Source organism: Clostridium thermopalmarium DSM 5974 (genome assembly GCF_002995795.1).
GTDB lineage: Bacteria > Bacillota > Clostridia > Clostridiales > Clostridiaceae > Clostridium_H > Clostridium_H thermopalmarium.
The window spans coordinates 46,770-64,424 of the sequence record NZ_PVXN01000053.1 but is presented as its reverse complement, the minus strand read 5'-3'; the positions used below and the strand labels follow the sequence as shown (position 1 = coordinate 64,424).

Genomic DNA, 17,655 nt, shown 5'->3' with positions numbered 1-17,655 from the left:
TTGCTTTTTATTCAATTTAAAGAGTTAATTCAACTATATAATTGTTGTTTCACTAATAATTTCTATGGCTTTATTATATATGGCAAAATCTTTAGTTTCTGTAACTTTTGTTACAGGATAAAAAAATAAACTTCAATAAACTTAAAACCATGCTAAGATTTACAAAACTTTAACGTATTTTCTTTTTTATTTACTATAAGTTCTGATATCAATTATTTTATAATCATGATATAATCTAATTTGTACAATTTTAAAAGAAAGGTGATAATATGAAGTACTTTGGCGAAAAAGCTTCTAACGTGTTAGAAGAGTTGAAAGTAGATTCAGCTAAAGGCCTGTCTTCTTCTGAAGCTAAAGCTAGATTAGAAAAATACGGACCTAATGAATTTACAAAGCAAGAAAAACGCTCTATTTGGGATGACATTAAAGATGCTCTAACAGAACCTATGATGATTATTCTTTTAATTGCAGCCCTTATAAGTGCGCTTATCGGAGAATTTCATGATGCCATTGGTATAGTATGTGCCGTAGCTATTGGTATTACTATAGGAATAGTTACTGAGAGTAGATCTCAAAAAGCTGCAGATGCTCTATCTAAGATGACCGAAAATATTGAGGTTAAAGTTCTACGCGATGGAAATATAATGCAAATTAGTAAAAGCGATTTAGTTCCGGGAGACATAGTTTTTATTGAAATGGGAGATATGGTTCCTGCTGACGGAAGGCTTATAGAGAGCATAGATTTAAAGGTTAGAGAAGATATGCTAACTGGAGAATCTGAAGATGTTAGCAAGAATGCAGATACTATTGTTGAAATGGAAACCATTGAAGCTAAGGGAAAAACAGTTATACAAGACCCTATCCCTGCAAAGCAAGTAAATATGGTGTTTGGTGGTACTCTTGTTGCCTACGGTAGAGGAAAATTTATAGTAACTTCTACTGGTGATGCTTCTGAAATGGGTAAAATTGCCAAAAACCTTGAAGAAGGAGATCTTGAAACACCTCTTCAAATTAAACTTGGCGGCCTTGGTTCCACAATTTCAAAAGTATCTAGTGGTATTGCAGCCCTTCTTTTCATAATAATGCTTACAAAAATGATTATGGGAAATGCTCTTAACATAGATACATCAGGATTCATTCCATTCTTAGATTCTATTGAACCTGTAAAAACAGCTTTTGTTGTTTGTGTAGCTTTAATAGTTGCAGCTGTTCCTGAAGGACTTCCTACTATGATAAACATGACTCTTGCTATAACCATGCAAAAAATGGCCAAGATTAATGCACTTGTTACTAAAAAGGAAGCTTGTGAAACTATAGGTTCAGTTAGTGTAATCTGTTCTGATAAAACAGGTACTTTAACTCAAAACAGAATGACTGTAGAGAAAGTATATTTAAATGGTAGGTTTGTTGAAAGAGATGAGTTAAGTGAAAGCAGTAACTATTTTATAGATAACTGTTTAATTAACTCTACAGCAGATATTGAAAAAACTGATGGAGAAGTTAAATATCTAGGCAGCGCTACTGAATGTGCCCTTCTTTTATACAACGATTCTTATGATTACATAAAAGAAAGGGAATCTAGAAAAATAATACATCAAATTCCATTTACCTCAAAGCGTAAGAGAATGAGTACTATTATAGATGAAGAAGATACTTGTACCGTTTTAACTAAAGGTGCTCCTGAGGTAATTCTAGATTTATGTAGCTATGAACATATTGATGGAAAAATAGTAAAACTTACTGATGTTAGAAAAAAGGAAATTCTAAAAGATATTGAAAGTCTTCAAAAGAAGTCCATGCGTGTTCTTGGATTCTCTTATAGAAATATAAATGAAGAAGTTGCAATGTCAACAGAAGCTGGAGTTATTGAAGATGACTTAATATTCACAGGTTTTGTTGGAATAAAAGACCCATTAAGGCCAGAAGTTGAAGAGGCTGTTAGAGTTGCAAAAGATGCTGGTGTATCTACAAAGATGCTTACTGGTGATAATATAAACACAGCTATAGCTATTGGAGAAGAGCTAGGTCTTCTAGGTGAAGGTCTTAGAGCTGTTGAAGCTTCATATATAGATACTCTATCTGATGAAGAGCTAAGGGATGAAATTAAAACTATTGCTATTGTTGCTCGTTCAAAACCGGATACAAAAATGAGAATTGTACAAGCTCTTCAAGCTAATGGAGAAGTAGTTGCAGTTACTGGTGACGGAATAAATGACGCTCCTGCTTTAACTAAAGCAGATGTAGGTATTGCAATGGGTATTGCAGGTACTGAAGTTTCTAAAAATGCGGCAGACATTATATTAACCGACGACAGCTTCGGCACTATAGTTAAAGGTATAAAATGGGGACGTGGAATATATGAAAACTTCCAAAGATTTATTCAGTTCCAGATTACAGTTAATATCATAGCTTTCTTAACAGCTATTTTATCTGTATTATTAGATTTTGAAATGCCATTTACAACTATACAATTATTATGGGTTAACATTATAATGGATGGTCCTCCAGCACTTTCTCTTGGACTTGAGCCTGTTCGTGATGCTGTTTTAAATAGAAAACCTATTAATAGAAATGCTAGCATCATAACAAAACAGATGATAACAAGCATGATTTTAAATGCAATGTATATTACAGCAGTAATTCTTATACAAATGAAGTTCAATCCTCTAGGTGCTGAAGTTCCACCACAAGGTCACAAAGGCCCAAGCGAAATGGAAACCGTATTGTTTGCTCTATTTGCTTTTAGTTCATTATTCAATGCATTTAACTGTAGAGAGTTTGGTACAAACAGTATATTTCCTAACTTAACTCATAATAAAATATTCTTACAAATAGTTAGCCTTACAGCCTTAGTTCAAATCTTTGTAACTAATGTATTTTCAGGCTTTTTTAATGCAGTAGCATTAAGCCCTATTATGTGGATTAAAGTTATAGCAGCTTCTGCCCTAATAATAGTAGTAAATGAGATTGTAAAGCTTGTATTAAGAATGTTTAAAAAAGAAAGTATCAACGCTCCTAATGACATAGCAGTGTAACATAAATAAAGGCGTGAAGCAAAATTTTGCTTTGCGCCTTTAAAAATTTTGAGCTACATTTAATTCTTATTGTAGTCCTTTATTTTGAGCAGACTTTTTGTTTAATTGTTTTGTTTCCTCTAACTTAGCGTTATTTAAACTAGTTGGTGTAGCAGTATTAGACATATTGTTAGAGGCAGCTATATTACTCATATTTGCTACTGATTGTGCATTTAACTGTCTTGTCTCTTCTAATTGAGCACTGTTTGAGCTATTTGGTGTAGCAGTATTAGTTATATTGCTAGAACCAGCTGCATTACTCATATTTGCTCCTGCATTACCTGCTTTTGCTGCTGATTGTGCATTTAATTGTCTTGTTTCTTCTAACTTAGCACTGTTTAGACTAGTTGGTGTAGCAGTATTAGACATATTATTAGCTCCAGCCATATTATTCATATTTGCTCCTGCATTGCCTGCCTTTGCTGCTGATTGTGCATTTAATTCTTTTGTTTCCTTTAAATTATTATCCATGTTAACTTCCCCTTCCGTAGAGTATATTTTAGCATTTATCTTAGTAGAGATTTTGTGTCCAATTATAGCTTATCCATTTTACCTTTCACTATGCATCAAAAATCTTGTTATATATTACTCTGTATTACAAAACTATCTTTTAATTATTAAAATTTATAATTATCTAGAAATAAATGTTTAAAAATTTATTATTTTTATACTCTACACGAGAAATTATATAAAAATTATGGTTATATTAAAGTTACCTTAACAATCTCATCATAGTAACATAAGTCTCTAACTATTTCACTAGATTTAATATGTCGTGGTACCAATATTGTATAAAGACAAACCTGCTGTTCAGAATCTTCATCTTCTTCTAATTCGAATTGTATATTTTGAATTTTTATACCTCTATTTGTAAAATATTCCTCTAATTTTTTCACCATCTCTCCTCTATCCAAATATCTAACCTCAATTTTTGTGCTTCTAGATCTCTCTAAGATTCGCACTTCAACCCGTTTTAAGGAAACAAGAACTGTGAATACAAATACGGCTGAAGCTATGCTTAACAAATAATATCCAAAACCTATAGCTAATCCGATACAAGCAACTACCCAAGTAGTAGCAGCTGTTGTAAGTCCTTTTACAGAACCCTTTTCATGCATTATAGTTCCAGCTCCTAAAAAACCTACTCCTGATATTACCTGTGCTCCAAGCCTTCCTATATCAGCCTTTAAGGCACTTGCTAGAGTGGGATTTTGAAGTATCATATTAGAAGTTTCTTGTACAGTATAGCATTGTATCATAGATATAACCGCTGCTCCAATGCATACCAATATTTGAGTTCTAAAACCCGCAGGTCTATTTTTATATTCTCTTTCGTAACCTATAAGTCCTCCAACTATAACTGCTAATGCAAGTCTTATCAAGACTTCATACCAAATCATTATATTCTTCTCTCCCATACTTATTATTTATTTTTCACTTATTGATTTTAATAAATTCACTTGGAGTATAGTTTGTGTACTTTTTAAAACTCCGAGAAAAGTACCTATAATTAGGATATCCTAATTTAGATGCAAGCTCAGTTATTTTTATATTTGGATTTTTTAAATCCTCTATAGCTTTTTCCATTCGCAATTTAGTTATATACTCCACAAAGCCCATTCCTTTAACTTTCTTAAACTTTCTACTTAAATAACTCTCACTCAAATATACTCTTTTAGCAACATCACTTAGTGATATATTTTCACAAAAATGCTCTTCTATATATTCTATGGCCTTTTCTATGCCTGTTTCATTTGCTTCCATTACAGCTTCCTTTATAGCATCTAATATATTAGATAAGATTTTATGCACCCAATCATAGGCTTCCTTTATATTTGATGCTGTATAGGATTTTTTATAAGCATCTAAATCACTGTTTAATACATTTTCAAAAGATATATTATATTCATTAAGCATATTAACTGCCTTTAATACAATATCAATACTCACTTGCTTTACAATCTCATAATTGCTTCTATTACCTTCTAAAATATTAAAAAATATATGCTTAAGATTCTTTTCCATATTTATCCTGTCAAAAGCTTTAACAGCAAATAAAAGCTCTTTTTCTTCTTTCATTATATCCGAAAGTTTTATAATATCTTCCTTACTTATTCTAATATTGTTACTCACATTTAATTTTCTTAAGTCCTCAACAGCTCTATTAACAGCTTCTAAAAATTCATCATCATCTATTGGTTTTAGTATAAAATCAACGGCTCTTAATTTTATAGCTGCTTTAACATACTTAAATTCATCATGTCCAGTTATAATTATAAATTTACAATTGGGAAGAAACTTACTTATTTCCTTTACCATATCTATTCCGTTAACTTCTGGCATACTTATATCCGTTATAATTAAATCAGGTTTATGCTTTTTAGCTTCTTCAATACCCTCTCTCCCATCTTGAGCTTCGCCGCATATAGTGCATCCATATTTTTCCCAAGGAACTGTTCTTTTCATACCTTCTCTTGCAAAATACTCATCATCTACAACTAAGACTTTTATCACACTATGCCTCCTTTCAAATTTTATAACTATCTGGAACAGAAACTTTTACTATAGTAAATCCTTGTTTATTTTCAATAACCACTCCATAATCTTCGCCGTAATGAAGCTTTATTCTTCTGTTTACATTGCTTATACCAATACCTTCACCCTTTATTACGCTATTTCCTATTCCTACACCATCATCTATAATTTCAAAGCACAAATCGTCATCTTGAATATATCCTTTAATATATAGATTGCCCTTGTCCCTTTTTGGCTCTAATCCATGTACTATGGCATTCTCTACTAAAGGTTGAAGAAGCAGCTTTATTATTTCTTTATCATATAGATTCTCCTCAATGTCTATTTCAACATTTATTTTGTCTCCATATCTTATCTTCTGTATAGTAAGATAATTATTAATCTGTTCTATATCTTCTCTTACAGTAACTATATCACCTTTATTGCTTATACTGTACCTTAAAAATTTACCTAGTGCAGTTACCATTAAAACTACATTGTCTTTTTCTCCAAGCTTAGCCATCCATTTTATTGATTCCAAAGCATTATATAAAAAATGAGGATTAACTTGTGCCTTTAAGGCTTTAAATTCAGCTTCTTTTAAAAGATACTGCTTCATATATACCTCTTCTATGAGCCTATTAATTTCCTTAATCATATTATTGAAGCTCTTTCCAAGCTGGCCAATTTCATCTTCCTGAACTAAGTCAAAGCTTACATCTCTATTTCCTTTCTCTACCTCATGCATTAATTTAGATAAATTATTTACAGGATCTGATATGCTTTTAGAAAGAAGAAATGAGCATAAAATAGCAATAATACTGAACCATACTGCTAAAAACACAAAAGTTCTTACTATAACTATACTATCCTTATACATTATTTGTGCAGGAACTGTTTCAATAACTTTAAGTCCAGAATTACTTGTAGTAAAGTATAGTATATTTTTTTCTCCATCAATAATGCAGTCAAATCTTCCACTTTTATTTTCAAGTATACTGTCTAAATACTTCTCATAAAATTTAAATCCTGTTCTATTTTTGTATAACTTATCTGTGATTATAGTGTCATCCTTATTTAAAATATACATATTACTGCCGCTATAAACATTTACGCTTTTAAAAATATCATTAAAATATTCATCATAAACATCCATGACTACATAACCAAGCTTTTCTGAATTTTTAGCACTTATAATCTGTTTTCCTATTGCCATTACCACATCCTTGCTGTCCCTTCCATCTACTCTTCTATGAATATATATAAGCTCTTTTCCATCCTCAACCTTATCTATACTCTTAAATATTTCTCCATTGATATTTGCATATATAGGTGCAAAGCTATCAGTAGTAGAAAATTTACTTAATGCTCCTTGTCCTGTAATATATATAGGGACATCTAGCTTTTCAGTAGCTAGCAAAATATTTGTTATTCTATAAACGCTTTGAACATCTGCAAACCTATCATTATAGTCTTTATATTCTTTTTTGTTTAATATTCGCTGTATTTCTGAATTTTGTGAAATAAATGATACTATAGAAGTAAAGTCTCTCATATTAGAATCTATTAAACTACTTGCAATCTGAAGATTTTGAACTATAGAACTGCTTATTTTATCTTTAATAAGTTTTACAGTATTAAAATATGATATGAGTGCCATTAAAAGCAGAGGCACAACTCCAATAACTATAAAAGACGCAAACAGTTTACCTTTAAAACTGTGTTTATTCAAAAATCTCATAATTGAACCCCTTGATATAATATTATCATTAATTATAGCACAAAAGTCCAACTGCGGTTGCAGTTGAACTTTTCCATCTAATCTAAATTTTATCTTAGCTTATATTATATGAACATTATATGGTGAGAAGCTTATGGCTACAGTTTCACCTTCTTCAAATACCTTTCTTCCTTGAGGGTTATTATCCTGTATCCTTATATCAACGTCTTTAACTTTAACTACATAATCTTGATATGAGCCCATAAATGTTGATAGGACAACCTTTCCTTCTAAGAATCCCTCCTCTTTAATTTGAACAGCTTCAGGTCTTAATACAAGTTTGCACTTTTCTCCTGCCTTCTTTTGTCCATCATATGGAACGCTCATCTTTTTGCCGTATATATTTACAATAGCCGCGTTTCCATCAACAGAGTCTATTACAGCATCTATGAAATTAGCTGTTCCTATAAAGTCTGCAACGAATTCTGTACTTGGCCTATAGTAAACTTCCTTAGGAGTTCCAACTTGTTCTATAATTCCTTTGTTCATTATGATTATTCTATCTGAAAGGCTCATTGCTTCAGATTGATCATGTGTTACATATATTGCAGTTATTCCAACCTTTTTTTGTATTTTTCTTATTTCTGTTCTCATATGGACTCTTAATTTTGCATCAAGATTTGAAAGAGGTTCGTCAAATAATAACACTCCTGGTTCCATAACTAGAGCACGAGCTAGAGCAACTCTTTGCTGTTGCCCTCCTGAAAGCTGATTTGGATACCTATTTTCCATTCCCTTAAGTCCTACAAGTTCAATTATATTTGCAACCTTTTCCCTTATTACATTTTTATCAAGCTTTTTAAGTCTTAATCCATAAGCTACATTGTCAAAAATATTGTAGTGTGGAAATAATGCATAGCTTTGGAATACCATTGATGTATCTCTCTTATCTGGTGGAAGGGAATTTATTTTATCTCCCCCTAAATATATATCTCCTGATGTTGGAATTTCAAATCCAGCAATCATTCTTAGAGTAGTTGTTTTTCCGCATCCTGATGGCCCTAATAATGTAACAAATTCTCCTGCTTTTATATCTACTGAAATGTTATCGACAGCTTTAAATTCGTTATTATTTGCACCAATATATATTTTAGATAAATTTTTTATATTAACACCCTTACTTCTCATATTTATCCTCCATTATTTTTATATTTCGATTTCTTCCTTGCTTACTCCTAATTTGCCTAGTACAAAGTATAATATAGAAATAGCTATATATACGATTATTATAAGTATTGTTGAGTAAGCCGATGCTACACCAAATCTTCCTGTATCAACCTGTGATAATATTTGCACTGTAAGAAGACTGTATCTGGCTGATACAAGGAATATTACAGCACTTACCGCAGTCATACTTCTAACAAAGGTATATACAAGTCCACTGAAAAATGCATTTTTTATAAGTGGAAGAGTAATAGAAGTAAATACCTTTGTGCTGCTTGCTCCTAAATCTGAAGCTGCTTCTTCTATAGAAGGGTCTATTTGCTGAAGTGAAGCTACCCCAGAACGCACTCCAACTGGCACACTTCTCATAACGAAGGATATTATAATAATAGCTGCTGTACCTGTTAAAACTAAAGGTTTAGTATTATAAGCTGATACATATCCTATACCTATAACTGTTCCAGGAACAGCCATTGCAAGTAGTGACGTAAATTCTATAAAACCTCTTCCGAAGAATTTTTTTCTTACAATTAAGAAAGCAATAACCATACCTAACACACCTGTTATTGGTGTTGCTATAGCTGATAATAGAGTAGTATCTTTTACTGCTTTAAAACCTAGTTCCCAAACATATTTAAAATGTTTAGTAGTTAGAGTATAATCTACTCCTGCAACATTAAAGAACGCACTTATTGGTATTAATACATAAAAACTTAAAACAAATACAGTTATTAAAAGGCATATTAAATCTATTGGATAAACAATTTTCTTCTCAGTAATTGGAGTTCTCTCTCTTGATGCTTTCCCAGTAACAGTTACATAAGTCTTTCTTTCTATCCAGTATTTTTCAAGCACAAATAATAATATGGATAATACCAATAGTATAACAGCTACTGTTGCTCCACCTTGCATATCATAATTTCCTATAGCTTGCATATATATTTGAGTTGCAAGTGTGCTAAAATTTCCTCCTATAACCATAGGATTTGAAAAATCCGCAACAGTTTCTATAAAGGTTAGTAAGAATGAGTTAGCAAGACCAGGTGCCATAAGTGGAAGAGTTACTGTGGTAAAAGTCTTCCATCTAGATGCTCCCATATCTCTAGAAGCTTCTTCTAAAGAAGGATCTATATTCTTTAATAAACCTGTAAGAAGTAAATAAGCAACTGGGAAAAATGTCATAGTTTGAACTAATACAAGACCTTTAAACCCATATATATTTGCATCTTCAATTCCAAATATTCTTCTTGTTATAAGTCCATACTGCCCAAACAGCATTATACTTGAAAGAGCAAGTACAAAAGGTGGAGATATAATTGGAAGTATTGAAACCAATTTAAATAATTTCTTAAAATGTGTTTTTATATATGAATCAGCATACGCAAAAATAAATCCTATAATAGTTGATAATAACCCAACTGTAATGCCGAGTATTAAAGTGTTAGCTAAAGTTTTTCTAAATTCCAAACTTTTAAGTGTAGTTATATATGCATCTAAGGTAAATCCGTCATTTCCTATAAAACTTACTTTTAAAACAGCGTATAGTGGATATAGTATGAAAATTAACAGTGATAAAAGAACAAATATTATTGTGACTAAAAGCACTGGATCGCGCCATATTTTTTTCATATCTACAATGTCGCTCTTCAGCCTGCTTTTTTGCTTATTTAGCCCCATATCTACACTCCCTTCAGCATCATTTTACATATTTAAATCCAAGACCAGATTATTATCTGGTCTTGGATACAACAAATTATTTTATTGCATTATTCCACTTTTCTATAAGTTTTGATTTATTCTTTCCTGCCCAATCTAAATCGTAGTCTATAAGTTTAGTATCTTTTATCTGTTCAGCTTGTTCTGGTGTTTTAGCATTTGGATTTGTTAAGAATTGATAAGAACCTGCAGTTTGACCAAGTTCTTGAGCTTCTTTAGTTAAACACCAATCGATAAATTTCTTTGCAGCTTCTTGATCTGGACCGCCCTTAATCAAAGCAACTGCACCGATTTCGTAACCAGTTCCTTCTTTTGGAGCTGAAATAACTATATCCTTCATTCCTTCTTCTTTATACTTTATAGCATCGTGAAGGAATGTAATTCCTACCATAGCTTCTCCTTGTCCTGCAATTCTTGCTGGAGCTGTTCCTGATTTTTGATAAGTTCTTATTTGACCATTAAGTTTCTTCATATATTCAAGACCTTTTTCTTCTCCCATAAGTTGAACAACTGTAGCAAGTGTAGTGTAAGCCGTCCCTGATGAACCTGGATTAGCCATAGAAACTTGACCCTTGAATTCTGGTTTTAACAAGTCATCCCAGCTAGTTGGAACTTGTACGCCTTTTTCATTTAAAAGCTTTTGATTTGATACAAATCCAAGATATCCTACATATATTCCTGTCCAATATCCATCTTTATCTTTAAATTTATCTGGTATATCTTTTGCATTTGGTGAAATGTATGGTTCTATTACTCCATCTTGTACCCCTTGAATAAATCCATCAGCAGGACCTCCAAACCACACAGATGCTTTAGGATTTTCTTTTTCAGCTTTTATTCTTGTAAGTATTTCTCCTGAGCTCATTCTAACAGCTTCTGTCTTTATGCCAGTCTCTTTTTCAAATTCTGCTACTGCTTTTACCATATGGTCTTCCATAAGTCCACAGTAAATAGTTAATTTTAAATCTTTACTAGTGTCGCTTGCTTCTTCTTTTTTACTACCACATCCAACAAGCATTGAGCCTACCATAAGAGCACTTAGAGTCATAGCTAACAATCTTTTCTTAATCATAAATATCCTCCTATTTATTTTCTTTTATAGTTATTATTATTGCCAACGTATTCACTTTATATAAAATTATATGAATACGTTAACAGCAAATAATAACCTTTATCTATCCATTACAATTATAATTTAAAATTACAGTTGTTAATAAATAATGAACATAATTTTAAACATTGAGGTAAAAATTTAGAACATAGCACTTTAACGCATTCACCTCTTCATTTACCTGTCATATTAGAAAAGCCATCATTGTCGCATTAGATGCGATAATGATGGCTTTTCTAATATGACACATATGACATTCAAAAAATACTAATACAATAATATAAATTATTAATAATACTAATTATTAAGTAAAAATTAAAAGAAGAGGTTCCATTGGAATGTTCAATATTAAACTGCTATGTAAGGAATAATATTGTCCTTAAAATTTCAAAGTAGTCTTCCGAAGTAAATGCCACAACTTTAGAAGATACTAGTTTTGCTCCTGGGTAAAATGAGAATCTATGAGCTTTTGTGTGAGATACATATCCTATTTCTAAATTGAATTCTTTAGGAAGTTGAATTTTGCAAAGGCTTAAATCCCCTTTTAGAGCCTCCTCTACTTCTTTTTCTATCATTTCAACAGCTAAATCTGGATGAATACTTATGGTAGAAGCTCCCCTTCCTTCATTTACTCCTACTGTTCTAATATTGGGATTAAGTCTTTTTGCATCTTCACAAAGCCCTTTATCTCCGCTTATAAATACAGAAGGTACACCAACATAGGCTGCTGCATAAGCATGAAGAGTAAATTCACTAGCATACTCTCCATTGATTTTTATATAATCTACATCATATGGATTCATAGTGTGAGCTAGAGGATTACTTCTAGAACCTCCATGAGAATGATATCCTGTAAATAAAACTGCATCAAAACTGCTGTCTAACTCCTGTACCATGGAAAAAGGATGTCCTGCCCACCCTCTTATTATTTTTATGTTTTTAGGAAGTAACCTAGGATTTAAGTTTCTTCCACTGTCATGAGCATCATTAATCCATATTTCCTTAGCTCCAGCTTTTATTGCCCCATCGCAAGCAGCCTTTACTTCCCTATTCATTTGCTCCTGAAATCTAGCATAACTTTCCTTATCTTTTTCAGTCTCATCCCAGCTTGTTATTCCTGTTGTTCCTTCAATATCAGCACTAATATATATTTTCATCATTAAGCCCCTCCTTGTTTTTATCTTAAAGTTCAGCTCATTGCCAATTTAAGCTGCACCCTGTGTTATAATCAAATATTTTCTTAATTTTATTCAGTTTATCTAAATCAACAGAATCCATATCCAGCTTTAGCGTAACTTGAAGATTTACTGGATTAAAAGATGGATTTTTTCTTAATTTAATTTCATTTTGTAAGCACAATTGAAGAGCAGTCTTTATAACTTCATTTTGATTAACAGATCTAGCTATAGAAACATTCCATCCTATCTGTAAAGATAACTCCTTTAAATCTTCCTTATACTTTAAACCTATATTGGGAGATATAAAGCAAAGTTCTATAGAGTTAGGAAGTTTTACACTCTTTTTGTAGGGCTTAAATTCTTTATCACAGAAGAATTTGTCTATGTATTGTAAGGCTTTATTTTGCTCCATTTTTTTATCAGAATTGCTAACCCATATCTCTTCTTCACAGCCTTTATCTTCTTTTCCCGCTTCATCAAAAATAAAATCTATATCCAAACCTGTTAAATACTTAAATCTAGCGCATATCTCTTCCAAATTATATGCAGGTTTATCTGCTTTTATTATGTATTTATCATCTAAAAGATGAAAAGATATCTTTTTTATATTCATAGCCCCAAAAATGTTTCTTATCAAAGCTTCTGCTGCATTAGTGTTACTTCTTTCATTGATTTCTATATCCCAGCTGGTTTCCTTTGTGAAGTCCTCCATGCGAGCATATATAGATTTATCTACTGCCCTTGGAAAATCAAAGTTTAAAATAACCTTTTTCTCATCAAGCTTTAATCCTGCTTTTCTATAATCATATTCTTTAAAATATTTCTCTACTAAGTCCAGCACTTCATTTTGTTTTAGTTCCTTAGGTGCCAATTCTTTTTCCACATCTTCAAGACTACATACTCTATACATAAAAAACCTTCTTAAATCCTGTTTGAAGTATATTGAATTTAACAATATATCTTGAAACCTTTGAATTTCTTCTTTTGAATTGCCTTCTTTTCCATACCAAATGAATATTATATCTTCTATTGCAAACGCCCTATCTCCATAGTTCTGTCTTATAAAGTTCCAGAGTTCCTCTTGAAACTCTGCTTCAAAAGCTTCTTTTTTGTTTAACTTATACTTTAATTCTTTTCTTAATTGCTTTCTAGGATTTTTTATATCTATATCAAATTCATCTCCACTTTTAGGAGTGTATACCAATGTTCTTATATCCTTAGCAATTTCTTTTGCTAAAGATGAGATTATCATTTCTTCCCCATGAACAAGAAAACTATGCCTTGGAGAAAGTGCAGCTATAAGCGCCTTAATCTCATCTTTATCACTATGTGCTGAAAGCCCAACTCTTTTTACTATGGCTCTAACAGGTATAATTTTCCCATTTAATTCAATAGTTTTCTCTTCCTCAGGATTTTCAATTAAATCCAATAGCTTTCTACCTGGAGATTCTTCATCTTGATATCCAGTAAACACTATATATCCCTTTTCATCTGAAACTATATTTTCTGCATACTGTTCACTTGGTCCACCGCTTAACATTCCAGAACTTGATATTATTATACAGCTTTCTTTGCTTTTAATTATATCTTCTCTCTCCTGCTTATCCTTTATTGGAATTATATTATCATCATAAAAAGGCTCTATACCCTTTAATATTTTCTTTCCTAAATAACTTTTAAGATATAATGGATTCTGCTTATATACTTTATTTATATTCCTAACCATACCATCAACATATATCTTGGTTTTCTTTAATTTACCCTTATTCATAACTTTTTTTAGCATTAGTATAACTTCTTGAGACCTTCCTAAAGCAAAGGCAGGTATTAGCATTTTTCCACCCTTTGATATACACTCTTGAGCAATTTCTATAAGCCTTTCTTGTTCTATTTCTCTGTTTCCATGAAGCTTATCTCCATATGTTGATTCAAATATTCCTAAATCCGGCCTTAGCTTTGGAATTCTAGCTCCTTCTACTGAAATTTGAGAGAATAAAGAAAAGTCTCCTGAATAAAACAAGCTTCCTTCTTTGGAAACCAAATAAACACAGCTTGCTCCTGCAATGTGACCTGCCATATAAAAAGTAAGTTCTATTCCATCCAATATAGCAAAAGTAGTTTCATAATTTATAGTAAAAACTCTGTCCAGCATATTTTCTACATCTGTCTCAGAGTATAATGGAATTTCAGCTTCTCTATTATTCATTAGTTTTATACTATCATACAGAAGAACTCTTACTAAGTCCTTTGTCATATTATTCATATATATCCTTGCATTAGGATACTCCTTACTTATAATAGGCAGCGCTCCTATGTGATCCATATGGGCATGACTTAAAACTATAGCGTCTAATCCGCCCTTATCTTGTATTGTCCTTAAGTCTGGTAGAGGATCCTTGTTCCCTCCCTGCCTTATTCCACAATCTAGCAGTATGTTTTTACCATCCATATTTACTAGTATTGAACTAGCTCCAATCTCTGCAGCTCCACCTAAAAAATTTAATTTCATTGTATATCATCATTCCTAACCTTAGTTATTTACCCTGATATATACAATTATTATAATATAAAATATAAGAAAAGTATGTACCAAATTATACATTAATCATTACTTGTGATATACTTCAGCATTCATAATTCTAATTTACTTATGTGGTTAATAATCCATATTATTAACCTAAAACATTATTATTTAATAAATGTAAATAATTTTTTTAATATTGAACTGAAATATGAGATTTGCATTGTAGAAAGCATTGAACTAGCATTAGAGCTTCTTTGCGTAGTGAATCTTTCCTAAATACAAATCTCATATGGAATGTTTAATATTAGAGATTGTCACAATTTATTTCTATTATTAGCAGCAGGATGTGTTTCCTCCTCTTATAATAAATCCACGTTGGAACCAGTTGTCTGAATAATCTATAGTTGAATTCTGTAGAAATTCTCCAAGATCCTTATCATACACTATTTTTATTCCTTCTGATTCCTCTATAATATCATTTTCTTTTTTTGACTCATCCAGAGTCAAATCTAATCTAGGGCCTCCTCAGCCATAACCTCCAAAAACAATTCTAAGCATAGCATTTTCAGGATTATTTAATTCAGCTTTTAACTCATTGAATTTCTCAACAGCTGCTTTAGTTATTTTTATCATTGATTTTCACCTCCTTTCAATATAGAATTAAACCAATTTCTATGTAAAATACTTCATATAATTAATTCCCGGCCTTCTAATATCTCCTTCTCTTATGGTGACTCCTAGTCTATCTAAATATTCCATTAGTGCTAGAGCTATTTTTCTGCTTGTTTCTAGATAATCTCTAATTTCTGCTACAGAAAGGGTTTTTTTCTTATCAAAAATATTTTTTATCTTCTTTACAACTTCATTAAAGATATCTTTATGGAGTAAAACCCCTCCTCCTAAATCTACCACTTTGCCAATCTGTACTAAAAACTTCACAATATCTTCATGCTTATATTCCCCTATATTCACAGTTTCTTTTAATCTTTGAATATTTCTAACCCCTAGTCCATCTTCCAAAATAACCTTCTCTATTAATTCAGTCTCAGGCATTTGAAGAATTTTCTTAATAGCTTCTTTATCTCCTTGAATTAAAAAATTATTATTTACCTCAAAAATACCATCTTTAATATATGAATTTATTAAAGCAGTAAATTCTTTTACATCCAAATAATTAAACAGCTTACTTTTAATTTCTTCTTTATCTATTTGAAACCTAAAAGGATATTTCTTATATAAGTTTTTAAACTTGCTATTGATGTTATCCATGTATTTATAATACAGCTCTCTGCTTAAATACTTGTCTACATCCTTTAAATAAACTATCTTATTATAATATACTAAATTATTAAGTACCTTCTCTATTTCTTCTTTATTTCCAAGGGTTAATCTAAAAAGTTCATCAAGGCTTAAAAACATTTTTGAATCTTTAATACAAAGCTCTATTAACTCCTCCAAGGCACCCTTTTCCCCTATATTTAATTCCTTAATACTTTCTTCAGAGAATCTTTGTCTATTTCTTGTTGAATGAAATATTATAGTTCCTCCACCTATAGTAACTTCTGGAGAATAGGAACGTATTATAAATTTATCTCCTCTAAGTGCCGCAACTGGTTCTTCAAATCTTAGTTGAACATAACCTTTATCTCCTCCTAGAATTTCATCTTTGCCTAAAATCCTTATTCTAGCAAGGACTTCTTTAGTTCCTATATGAACATGTACTCTCTGATTATGTACTATGTTCTTAACATCCTTTACTCCATAAAGGACAGCATCAACAAGCCTAGTAGCTTTCATAAGTCCAATTTCTGCTGCCACATTTCCTCTTTCAATTTCCGATTTTTCAATTCCTACTATGTTTAAAGCACACCTATCTCCAGAAGCAGCCATATCTACATTTTTATTATGTACTTGTATTCCTCTAACTCTAGCCTCTAAACCTTTTGGTAATATCTCTATAATATCGCCTTTCTTAACTTCTCCTCCTGCAATAGTCCCTGTAATCACTGTTCCATGGCCTGTAATAGTAAATACCCTATCTATAGCCATCCTGAATAAATTCTGCGCCTCTTTCTTTGAGGCCTCCTTTGCCAAAACTTCTAATTCTTTTATAAGGTCTTGAATACCTTCTCCACTTACAGAAGATACAGGTATAATTGAATAATCTTTAAGAGGAGTATCCTTAAGATTTTCCCTTATATCCTCCCTTACCATGTTGAGCCATTCTTCATCTACTAAATCTGTTTTTGTAAGAGCCACAACTCCAGATTTTATATTTAAAAGGGATATTATATCAATATGCTCCTTGGTCTGAGGCATTATCCCTTCATCAGCAGCTATAACCAGCATGACAAAATCTATGCCTGTAACCCCTGCTACCATGGTTTTAATAAACTTTTCATGTCCAGGCACATCTATTACAGAAATAACCTTTCCTTCTGGAAGAGTTAAAGGTGCAAAGCCGAGCTCAATAGTCATTCCTCTTCGCTTTTCCTCTTTTAATCTGTCTGTATCAATTCCTGTCAGCCTTTTAACAAGTGCTGTTTTTCCATGATCTATATGTCCAGCTGTTCCCATTACAACATTTTTCATGT

At 31.6% G+C, this 17,655-nt stretch carries 12 protein-coding genes; 1 reads left to right on the top strand and 11 read right to left on the bottom strand.

All coding sequences use genetic code 11. The features are described from left to right. Positions 1-269: 269 nt before the first annotated feature. Entirely contained in the window at positions 270-3,035 is a 2,766-nt protein-coding gene (locus tag CPAL_RS09340; RefSeq protein WP_061857611.1) for a calcium-translocating P-type ATPase, PMCA-type, read from the top strand. A 66-nt stretch (positions 3,036-3,101) separates the two neighbouring features. Here CPAL_RS09340 and CPAL_RS09335 read toward each other — a convergent pair whose 3' ends face one another. The 11 genes from CPAL_RS09335 to selB all read right to left on the bottom strand — a co-directional run bounded on the left by CPAL_RS09335 (position 3,102) and on the right by selB (position 17,653). After that, positions 3,102-3,545: a hypothetical protein gene (locus tag CPAL_RS09335; protein WP_082787818.1), complete on the bottom strand. Its 444-nt coding sequence runs from the start codon at positions 3,543-3,545 to the stop codon at positions 3,102-3,104. A gap of 230 nt (positions 3,546-3,775) precedes the next feature. Continuing rightward, positions 3,776-4,474 (bottom strand): MgtC/SapB family protein, encoded by a 699-nt coding sequence (locus tag CPAL_RS09330; RefSeq protein WP_061857612.1) that lies wholly within the window; start codon positions 4,472-4,474, stop codon positions 3,776-3,778. Positions 4,475-4,508: 34 nt separating this feature from the next. After that, positions 4,509-5,588, bottom strand: a complete 1,080-nt coding sequence (locus tag CPAL_RS09325; protein ID WP_106024480.1) for a response regulator transcription factor — start codon at positions 5,586-5,588, stop codon at positions 4,509-4,511. Positions 5,589-5,601: 13 nt separating this feature from the next. Beyond that, the gene (locus CPAL_RS09320) at positions 5,602-7,329 is read right to left on the bottom strand and encodes a cache domain-containing sensor histidine kinase (protein ID WP_106024479.1); all 1,728 of its coding nucleotides are present in this window, start codon (positions 7,327-7,329) and stop codon (positions 5,602-5,604) included. A gap of 99 nt (positions 7,330-7,428) precedes the next feature. Further along, on the bottom strand, positions 7,429-8,496 hold the full coding sequence (locus tag CPAL_RS09315; RefSeq protein WP_061857615.1) for an ABC transporter ATP-binding protein: 1,068 nt from the start codon (positions 8,494-8,496) through the stop codon (positions 7,429-7,431). A gap of 18 nt (positions 8,497-8,514) precedes the next feature. Next, positions 8,515-10,209 carry an ABC transporter permease gene (locus CPAL_RS09310; protein ID WP_061857616.1) on the bottom strand — a complete coding sequence of 565 codons (1,695 nt, stop codon included), beginning with the start codon at positions 10,207-10,209 and terminating at the stop codon, positions 8,515-8,517. 76 nt (positions 10,210-10,285) lie between these two features. Next, complete coding sequence (locus CPAL_RS09305) at positions 10,286-11,320, bottom strand: ABC transporter substrate-binding protein (protein WP_061857617.1); 1,035 nt, start codon at positions 11,318-11,320, stop codon at positions 10,286-10,288. Positions 11,321-11,715: 395 nt separating this feature from the next. After that, positions 11,716-12,519: a M55 family metallopeptidase gene (locus CPAL_RS09300; RefSeq protein WP_242862604.1), complete on the bottom strand. Its 804-nt coding sequence runs from the start codon at positions 12,517-12,519 to the stop codon at positions 11,716-11,718. Between the two features lie 34 nt (positions 12,520-12,553). Further along, a complete protein-coding gene (locus tag CPAL_RS09295; protein ID WP_061857618.1) occupies positions 12,554-15,046 on the bottom strand; it encodes an MBL fold metallo-hydrolase in 2,493 nt (830 codons plus the stop codon). Positions 15,047-15,394: 348 nt separating this feature from the next. After that, complete coding sequence (locus CPAL_RS14235; protein WP_332925335.1) at positions 15,395-15,694, bottom strand: HesB/IscA family protein; 300 nt, start codon at positions 15,692-15,694, stop codon at positions 15,395-15,397. Between the two features lie 39 nt (positions 15,695-15,733). Further along, positions 15,734-17,653, bottom strand: a complete 1,920-nt coding sequence (gene selB / locus CPAL_RS09285; RefSeq protein WP_061857619.1) for a selenocysteine-specific translation elongation factor — start codon at positions 17,651-17,653, stop codon at positions 15,734-15,736. Between the last annotated feature and the right edge of the window lie 2 nt (positions 17,654-17,655).

Coding starts and splice junctions, on each gene's coding strand:
- CPAL_RS09340 (WP_061857611.1), top strand. CDS start 270: ATGAAGTACTTTGGCGAAAAAGCTTCTAACGTGTTAGAAGAGTTGAAA.
- CPAL_RS09335 (WP_082787818.1), bottom strand. CDS start 3,545: ATGGATAATAATTTAAAGGAAACAAAAGAATTAAATGCACAATCAGCA.
- CPAL_RS09330 (WP_061857612.1), bottom strand. CDS start 4,474: ATGATTTGGTATGAAGTCTTGATAAGACTTGCATTAGCAGTTATAGTT.
- CPAL_RS09320 (WP_106024479.1), bottom strand. CDS start 7,329: ATGAGATTTTTGAATAAACACAGTTTTAAAGGTAAACTGTTTGCGTCT.
- CPAL_RS09315 (WP_061857615.1), bottom strand. CDS start 8,496: ATGAGAAGTAAGGGTGTTAATATAAAAAATTTATCTAAAATATATATT.
- CPAL_RS09310 (WP_061857616.1), bottom strand. CDS start 10,209: ATGGGGCTAAATAAGCAAAAAAGCAGGCTGAAGAGCGACATTGTAGAT.
- CPAL_RS09305 (WP_061857617.1), bottom strand. CDS start 11,320: ATGATTAAGAAAAGATTGTTAGCTATGACTCTAAGTGCTCTTATGGTA.
- CPAL_RS09300 (WP_242862604.1), bottom strand. CDS start 12,519: ATGATGAAAATATATATTAGTGCTGATATTGAAGGAACAACAGGAATA.
- CPAL_RS09295 (WP_061857618.1), bottom strand. CDS start 15,046: ATGAAATTAAATTTTTTAGGTGGAGCTGCAGAGATTGGAGCTAGTTCA.
- selB (WP_061857619.1), bottom strand. CDS start 17,653: ATGAAAAATGTTGTAATGGGAACAGCTGGACATATAGATCATGGAAAA.